This window comes from Kitasatospora sp. NPDC059646 (assembly GCF_042734615.1).
Classification (GTDB): Bacteria; Actinomycetota; Actinomycetes; order Streptomycetales; family Streptomycetaceae; genus Kitasatospora.
Window position 1 is genome coordinate 174949 of sequence record NZ_JBHWDS010000009.1, and the last position, 8027, is coordinate 182975.

Genomic DNA, 8027 nt, shown 5'->3' on the forward strand with positions numbered 1-8027 from the left:
TCAGGCGCGCCGGAAGTGCAGGGTGTCGCCGGGGCGGGCCTGCGCGGCGGCGCCGAGGTCCTCGCGGCGGACCACTGCGACGACGGGGTAGCCGCCGGTGACGGGGTGGTCGGCCAGGAACAGGATCGGCCGCCCGGTGGGCGGCACTTGGAGCGCGCCGCCGACCATGCCCTCGGAGGGGAGTTCGCCGGTCCTGGCGCGCTCCAGCGCGGGGCCGTCGAGCCGCATGCCGACCCGGTCGCTGTCGGGCGTGACGGTGTAGGGCTCGGTGAGCAGGGTGCGCAGCGCGCCGGCGGTGAACCAGTCGTCGCGCGGGCCGGGCAGCACGTGCAGCACGGTGCGCTCGGCGGGGGCGGGTTGGGGGGCGAGGTCGGCGGTGGGCCAGCCGGTGGCGGCGTCGCCGAGCGGCAGCAGTTGACCGGTCGCCAGCCGGGCGGGGCCGAGTCCGGCGATGGTGTCGGTGGCGCGGGAGCCGAGCACCGGGGGGACGTCCAGGCCGCCGCGGACGGCGAGGTAGACCCGCAGGCCGCGGGTGGGGGTGCCCAGGCGCAGCCGGGCGCCGGCGGGGACGCGCAGGGGGGCGCGGGTTCCGGCGGGGCGGGCGTCGATCCAGGCGGGGCAGTCGGCGCCGGCGAGTGCGCAGGTGGTGGTGCGGGGGAAGGCGAGTTCGATGCCGCCCATCGGGGCTTCGATGCCGGCGGCGTTCTCGGGGTTGCCGACCAGCCGGTTGGCGAGCCGCAGCGCGTCGCGGTCGGCGGCGCCGGCCCGGCCGACGCCGAGTGCGGCCAGGCCGGGGCGTCCGAGGTCCTGCACGGTGGCGCCGAAGCCGGCCCGGACGACGAGCAGTTCACCGCGTGTCATGGTCCGCCCCCTCGGCCTGTTCGACGAAGCGGACGGCGGTGCCGGGGCGCAGCCGGGTGGGCGGGTCGGCGGTGGCGTCCCACAGGGTGAGGTCGGTGCTGCCGAGCAGGTGCCAGCCGCCGGGCGAGGGGCTGGGGTAGACGCCGGTGTACTCGTCGGCGACGGCGACGGCTCCGGCGGGCACCTTGGTCCGGGGTTCGGCCCGGCGGGGCAGGCGCAGCCGCGGGTCGAGGCCGGTGAGGTAGGCGAAGCCGGGGGAGAATCCGCAGAACGCGACGCGGTAGTGCGCGGCGGTGTGACGTTCGATCACCTGGCGTTCCGTCAGTCCGGTGCGTCGGGCGACGTCGGCGAGGTCGGGTCCGTCGTAGCGGACGGGGATGCGGACGGTGTCGGCCGGTTCGGCGGCCGCGGCGGCGGTGGGCGGCAGCGCGGCGAGGGCGGTGCGCAGGCGCTGCGGGTCGGTGCTGCGGGGGTCGAAGCGGACCAGCACGGTGCGGGCGGCGGGGACGAGTTCGGTCACGCCGGTGGGTGGTGCGGTGCGCAGTGCACCGTGCAGTTGCTGGACCTGGTCGGCGGTGTCGACCTCGATCAGGACGGCGTCGCTCCCGCACGGCAGTACTCGCACCCGGACCGTCCCGTTCCGTTCGCCCGGCCGCTGCTGGGCCGCCCTCGGGCCAAACTACCAAGCGACCGGCGGGTCCGGTGCGTACGCCGTACACCGGAGTGCCGTGCGCGTGCCGGACCGGGGAGTGGCTGCCGTCCGCGGCCCCCGACCGCTCGGTGTGCGGGGGCCGCGGACGGTCCGCGCGGCGGAGGCCACGCTCCTCCGCCGCGGGCCGCCCCGGTCAGGCCGGGGTCGCTCGGCGTGCTGCGGCGCGGCGTGCCTTGCGCTTGCTGAGGGGCTGGTCGGGCATCCAGCCGAAGGCGAGGGTGCTGCCGACCAGTCCGAGCAGCAGGCCGATGAAGAAGCCTCCGATGTTGGAGGTGATCCAGCTTCCGAGGGTCGCGAGGACCGCAACCAGGGAGTAGAACAGCCGTTGGACGGGGTGGAAGATGAGGAGCAGGCCGCAGAGCACCATCAGGATCGGGATGATGTAGCCGGCCAGGCCGAGCAGTCCGATGCGGATGACCATCCGCATCGGGGCCTTCTCGGTGAACAGGATCTCGGCACCGGCCAGCGCGACCAGCACGCCGCCCCAGAAGGGTCGGCGGTCGCGCCACCCGGCGAAGCCGGTTCGGGCGGCGGCGGGCGGCTGGGCGTCCACGGCGGGGGGCCCGGGGTCGGCGGGGTGCCAGGGGTTGGCGGAGCGCTCGGCGCCGCCGGGGTGCTCGGCGCTGCCGGTGTCCTCGGGGCCGGTGGGGTGCTCGGGGCCGGTGGGCCGGGCGGCCGCGGGGTGCTCGGCCGCCCGGTCCGGTGCCGAGTCGAACTCAGCAGCCATTGGCGCTGAAGCTGAGGTGCATGTTGGGCAGCCGGAAGGTTCCGGCGGTGGTGGCGTAGTTCTGCTGGCGGAAGTTGCTGACCGCCACCGTGTCGGCCTGCTGGCCGAACATTCCGGGCGGGCCGGCGACTCCGGCCTTGTCGTAGGTGCTGGCGTCGCGGCCGACCTCGATGTTGTTGAACTCGGCGTTGCCGCTCATCAGGTCGGAGTCGGTGCTGAGGTTCTCGGCGGTGACGGGGGTGCCGTTGTCGCCGGCCGTGATCAGCAGGTTGATGCCGCCCAGGTTGACGCTCTGGCAGAGCTTGGTCAGCGAGGCCTTCTTGACCACGGTCTGGATCAGGAACAGCTGGCCGCCGGTGTCGCCGGCGTTGGGGCTGTTCTCGATCATGTTGTCGAGGGTGCCGAACTGCTCGAACCCGCTGCCTTCCAGACGGTCTGCGGTGACCTCGAAGGCCATGCCGGAGATGGCGAACTGGGTGGCGAGGACGTTCTGCGCGGTCAGGGTCACCAGGACGCCGGCAGTCACGCAGGCGGGTATCGCCATCAGTGCGGCTCGGCGCAGCCGGACCCGGCCGCGCCCGGTGGGGGTGGCGGCGGGCTGTTCTGCGGAGTGGGCCATGTGCAGCTCCAGAGGGTTCGGGTGGGGGATGCGCGGCTCGCCTGTGCTGAGTTCCTGGCGTGGACGGATGCGCCAACGGTCGTACGCAGGAGTGCAGTTGACGATCTTTCTCATACCCTGCGAGCTGACTGGAAGTTACCCCGGGGTACATGGCGGGTCAATACTTCGCGCACCGTCCCCACACATCTGAGGAGTAGTCAACTCCTGTGACTCGTGTGCCACTTGGGGCGACAGCTGTTCCGAACTACACTCACCGGCCTGCCAACTTCCGCACGCCTTCTTGACGTTGCCATCGGGCCCGCCTAGAAATTTGCGATGTACCCGGCGGTAACACGGCGCTGTCGGACGCAGCCCCGGGTTCCCTGTCGCCCCGCCGTGCGGCGCCCCACCGATCCCCGGGCGCCGCCCCCGGTACCACGCTCCGCCCCGGCGGAACGGTGGCAGTCGTGCGCCTTCCGGCCCGGTCGCTCGTGGCGTCGAGCGACCGGGCCGCTCGCCGAACACCCGTACACCGCACCGCCGTTGGCGCGTCCAGCACGGGCACGCCACCCCACCCCCCTTTGCCGTGAGGAGTCCCCCCATCATGCGCCGCACCCCGCCGGACCGCTCCGCCAGCAGCTCCGACCGCCCCGCCCACCGCGCCGGCTCCCGGCGGAAGCTCGGCCGCCTCGCCGTACCGGCCGCGCTGGCCGGTGCCGCACTGCTGGCCGGCACCGTTCCGGCGTCCGCCGCCGCGCCCGGCGGGCCGTACACCGGCATGGGCAACTGCCCGCTGGCCGCGCCGGCCATGGCCGACCCGGAGAACCTCCAGGTCGGCTGCCTGGTGTCGGTGACCAACGGCGGCAAGTTCACCCTGGGCAGCACCGTGGTGCCGTTCAACTCGCCGATCAAGCTGCAGTTCGGCTTCTACTGGGACAAGTCCGCGCCCTCGGTGACCTTCCCGGACGGCACCACCGCCAACCAGTACAAGGTGGTGCCGCCGACCAACGCGCCGCTGATGAGCGCGCCGATGGTGGAGATCACCATCCCCGGCATCCAGAACTTCCTGCCCGGCATCACCAGCGTCTTCGCGCAGGTCGAACAGGCGGGCCCGGTCACCGCCTTCACGCCGATGGCCACCGGCGAGCCCTACCCCGTCTTCCAACTGCCGATCAAGCTGCACCTGTTCAACGCCCTGTTCGGCCCGGACTGCTACGTCGGCTCGAACTCCGCGCCGCTGATCCTCAAGCCGACCACCGGCACCACCGCCCCGCCCGCGCCGGCCGCCCCCATGACCGGCGACCCGGGGACGATCGACTTCACCATGGACCCCAACGGCCACAACGCGCTGGTGATCTCGGAGAACAACGCCAACCTGGTCGACAACACCTTCAAGGTGCCCGGCGCCAACGGCTGCGGCCTGCTCGGCTCGCTCAACCAGATCATCAACTGGACCATGAACCTGCCCGCCGCGCCCGGCAAGAACTCGGTCAGCTTCGCGCAGACCAACGCGTCCTTCGTGCTGGACGACAACCTCGCCGACCTGACCGCCGCGCTGAGCGACAGCGCGGCGCACTGACCGCCGCGCCCGGCGCCGGCCACCGGCCCGGGCGGTGACGCCGCGCCGCCGTACCCCACCGGACGCTGACCCGTCCCGCGCGGCGCACCGCCCGATCCCCCACCGACTCGTGCCCGCCCCACCGCGGGCGGGCACGCGCTCCGCACCACCGGAGCCGCGCCCCGGCCACCGGGCCGGGGACCGCCCCCACCCACCGGATGCCCCACCCACCGGAAGGAACCCTCGTGCGCAACCGCCTCTTCGCCGGCGCCGCCGCCCTGGCCGCCGCCACCGCCCTGGTCGCCCTGCAGGCCGGCCCCGCCGGCGCCACCGTCAGCGGGCCCCTCCTGTACACGGACATCGGCGCCCCCGTGAACGTCGGAGACCCGCTCTCCGCCGACCTGGTCTCCGGCACCGTGGCCACCATGTACAGCACCCCGACCGGCACCACCGGCGTCAAGTGCACCGCCTCCCACATCGGCGGCAGCGTGGCCGCCAACCCGTCCGTCAGCCCCACCGTCAGCGGCACCGCGTCCGGCCCGGTCACCACCCTGACCTTCTCCGGCTGCACCTCCAACGTGGTCGGCGTCACCGGCGTGAGCAGCCTGACGATGGACAACCTGCCCTACACGCTGAGCATCAGCGACACGGCCGGCTTCCCGGTCACGCTCGCCCCCGCGGCGGGCAGCGTCATCCAGGCGACCGCCGTCCTCAAGACCCTGGCCGGCACCGCCACCTGCACCTTCCGCTCCAGCGCGGCGACCCTGAACGGCAACGCCACCAACACCCCGCCGCAGATCTCCCTCGTCAACCAGACGCTCACCAAGGCCAGCGGCCCGAGCATCTGCTTCCCGACCGTGTACTTCTCGGCGGCGTACGGCCCCGTCAAGGACACCGCCAACGGCGGCACCGTCCTGGTCAACTGACGCTCCGCCACCGGCACCTCGGCGCCGCGCCCTCCCCGGGGCGCGGCGCTGCGCCGTGACCGGCTGTCAGGTGCCTTTGCCGGAACCTCCGCCGGTCGTCCGGGCCCGCACGTGCACCCGCTCGCCCTGCGGGCCGAACAGGCTCAGGAACTCCACCGGCGTCGATCCCGCGTTGGTGAACACGTGCGGCGTGCGGGTGTCGAACTCGGCGGCCTCGCCCGCCTTCAGCACCACGTCGTGCTCGCCGAGCCGCAGCCGCAGCTGCCCCGACAGCACGTACAGCCACTCGTGGCCGTCATGGGTGCGCTGCTCGGCCTCCTCCCGAGCACCCGGCGGGACGATCATCTTGTACGCCTGCATCCCGCCGAGGTTGCGGGCCAGCGGCAGGTACGTCCAGCCGTGCCGGACGAACGGGCGCAGCCGCACCCGGGGATCGCCCGTCGGCGGCGCGTCCACCAGTTCGTCCAGCGCCACCCCGTGCGCCCGGGCCAGCGGCAGCAGCAGCTCCAGGGTGGGCCGGCGCCCGCCCGACTCCAGCCGGGACAGCGTGCTGACCGAGATGCCGGTCTCCTCGCTAAGCTGCGCCAACGTCGTGCCGCGCTGCTGCCGGATGGCCCGCAACCGCGGCCCGACGCCGGTCAGCACCGCCTCGAAGTCCTCGTGCTGCGCACCCATCGGCCACTCCTCGCGTCCGGCTCCCGTTCGACCCCTCCATTTGCCGCCTCAGCAACATTCTTTGTCAATCCGGCGAGGGCGTCGCACCATCGAGCCATGACCACCACGCATCGCGATCCGCACCGCCACGAGCACCCGCACCGGCCCGACCGGGCGCACGCGCCCGAGCGCCACCACGACGTCCTGGTCGTCGGCGGCGGCGCCGCCGGGCTGAGCGGCGCACTGGTCCTGGCCCGGGCCCGCCGCTCCGTCCTGGTCGTCGACGCCGGCCGGCCGCGCAACGCCCCCGCCGAGGGCATCCACGGCCTGCTCGCCCGGGAGGGCCTGCCGCCGGCCGGGCTGGTCGCCCTCGGCCGGGCCGAAGTCTCCTCGTACGGAGGCGAGTTCCACGACGCCGAGGTGCGCACCGTCACCCCGCAGCCGGACGGCGCCTTCCGCGCCGAACTGTCCGACGGCACCGTCGTGCACGCCCGCCGGCTGCTGCTGGCGACCGGCACCACCGACGTGCTGCCCGACGTGCCGGGCCTGGCCGAGCGCTGGGGCAGCCAGGTGCTGCACTGCCCGTACTGCCACGGCTGGGAGGTCCGCGACCGCCGGATCGCCGTGCTCGCCACCGAGCCCGCCGTCGCCGTCCACCAGGCGCTGTTGTGGCGCCAGTGGAGCTCCGACGTCGCACTGCTCGCCCACACCGCCGCGCCGTTCACCGAGCAGCAGCGGCGCGAACTCGCCGCCCGCGGCGTGACCGTGCACCCCGGCGAGGTCACCGCCGTGCTGCCCGCCGACGATTCCGGCACACTCACCGGCGTGCGCCTGGCCGACGGCACCGTGGTCGAGTGCGACGCGCTGGCCGTCGGCACCGCGCTGACGGTGCGGGCCCCGTTCCTGGACGGCCTCGGCCTCGTCCCGGCCGACCTGGTCCACGACGGCGTCAAGCTCGGCGAGCGGATCGCCACCACCGACCCGACCGGCGCCACCGGCGTCCCCGGCGTGTGGGCGGCCGGCAATCTGGCCGACCCGATGGCGCAGGTCGCCGTCGCCGCCGCGGACGGGCTGCGGGCCGGCGCCGCGATCAACGCCGACCTGGTCGCCGAGGAGACCCGGCTCGCCGTCGAGGCCGTCGAGTTCTGGGAGCGCCGCTACGGCGAGAGCGAGCAGATCTGGAGCGGCCGGGCCAACGCCGCGCTCACCCGCGAGGTCGCCGGCATGGCCCCCGGCCACGCGCTCGACCTGGGCTGCGGCGAGGGCGGCGACGCCATCTGGCTGGCGCAGCAGGGCTGGCAGGTGACCGCCGTCGACATCTCCCGGGTCGCCCTGGACCGGGCCGCCGCCCGGGCCGCCGTCGAAGGCGTCGCGGACCGGATCAGCTGGCAGCGCACCGACCTGGCAAACGCTTTCCCGGCCGGCTCCTACGACCTGGTCTCCGCCCAGTTCCTGCACTCCCCCGCCGAGTTCCCGCGCGAGCGGGTGCTGCGCCGGGCCGCCGCCGCGGTCGCCCCCGGCGGCACCCTGCTGATCGTCAGCCACGCCGCCTTCCCCGCCCGGCACGACCACCCGCACCCGGAGATGCACTTCCCGACCCCCGCCGAGATGCTCTCCTCCCTGCAACTCGACCCCGGCGCCTGGACGGTGGAGCGCGCCGAGGAGCACGCCCGGCACGACCACCCCGAGCACCCTGTCGCCGACCCGGACGCCCGTCCGCACCGCGACTCGACGCTCCGCCTGCGCCGCAAGGCCTGAATCCCGGGAGATGCTGACACTCAGTTCCCCTGCCGGAAGACACTGAGGCCCCTCTCACTTCCATGAGGAGTGGATCCGTGGCACGGAGTGTGGTCTAGTGGGGGTACTGAGTTCCCTCCCGCGTGAAAGGACGAAGGCGGCCGTGAGCTTGAGGATCGTTGTCTGTGTGAAGTACGTGCCCGACGCGACCGGTGACCGTCGCTTCGCGGACGATGCCACCACCGACCGGGAGG

8 protein-coding genes and 1 pseudogene are annotated in these 8027 nt (G+C 74.0%); 4 read left to right on the forward strand and 5 right to left on the reverse strand.

The genetic code is table 11. The features are described from left to right. The 4 genes from ACFV1L_RS08965 to ACFV1L_RS08980 form a co-directional block, all read right to left on the reverse strand. Window positions 1-861: a biotin-dependent carboxyltransferase family protein gene (locus ACFV1L_RS08965; protein WP_380364271.1), complete on the reverse strand. Its 861-nt coding sequence runs from the start codon at window positions 859-861 to the stop codon at window positions 1-3. Beyond that, window positions 848-1486 (reverse strand): allophanate hydrolase subunit 1, encoded by a 639-nt coding sequence (locus ACFV1L_RS08970; protein ID WP_380364273.1) that lies wholly within the window; start codon window positions 1484-1486, stop codon window positions 848-850. The genes ACFV1L_RS08965 and ACFV1L_RS08970 overlap by 14 nt, the downstream gene beginning before the upstream one ends. Window positions 1487-1706: 220 nt before the next feature. Continuing rightward, complete coding sequence (locus ACFV1L_RS08975; protein WP_380364275.1) at window positions 1707-2300, reverse strand: DUF6114 domain-containing protein; 594 nt, start codon at window positions 2298-2300, stop codon at window positions 1707-1709. Further along, window positions 2290-2919: a DUF6230 family protein gene (locus ACFV1L_RS08980; RefSeq protein WP_380364277.1), complete on the reverse strand. Its 630-nt coding sequence runs from the start codon at window positions 2917-2919 to the stop codon at window positions 2290-2292. The genes ACFV1L_RS08975 and ACFV1L_RS08980 overlap by 11 nt, the downstream gene beginning before the upstream one ends. Before the next feature lie 583 nt (window positions 2920-3502). On the opposite strand from ACFV1L_RS08980, the gene ACFV1L_RS08985 reads away from it, so the two are divergent. Beyond that, window positions 3503-4477 carry a hypothetical protein gene (locus tag ACFV1L_RS08985; RefSeq protein WP_380364279.1) on the forward strand — a complete coding sequence of 325 codons (975 nt, stop codon included), beginning with the start codon at window positions 3503-3505 and terminating at the stop codon, window positions 4475-4477. A 224-nt stretch (window positions 4478-4701) separates the two neighbouring features. Beyond that, window positions 4702-5382, forward strand: coding sequence for a Tat pathway signal sequence domain protein (locus ACFV1L_RS08990; RefSeq protein WP_380364281.1), 681 nt, complete (start codon window positions 4702-4704; stop codon window positions 5380-5382). A gap of 66 nt (window positions 5383-5448) precedes the next feature. Here ACFV1L_RS08990 and ACFV1L_RS08995 read toward each other — a convergent pair whose 3' ends face one another. After that, window positions 5449-6057: a helix-turn-helix domain-containing protein gene (locus ACFV1L_RS08995; protein ID WP_380364283.1), complete on the reverse strand. Its 609-nt coding sequence runs from the start codon at window positions 6055-6057 to the stop codon at window positions 5449-5451. Between the two features lie 96 nt (window positions 6058-6153). Here ACFV1L_RS08995 and ACFV1L_RS09000 point away from each other — a divergent pair, with 96 nt between their 5' ends. Next, the gene (locus tag ACFV1L_RS09000; protein ID WP_380364285.1) at window positions 6154-7794 is read left to right on the forward strand and encodes an FAD-dependent oxidoreductase; all 1641 of its coding nucleotides are present in this window, start codon (window positions 6154-6156) and stop codon (window positions 7792-7794) included. Window positions 7795-7936: 142 nt separating this feature from the next. Then, window positions 7937-8027: pseudogene (locus ACFV1L_RS09005) on the forward strand (electron transfer flavoprotein subunit beta); the annotation flags it as partial.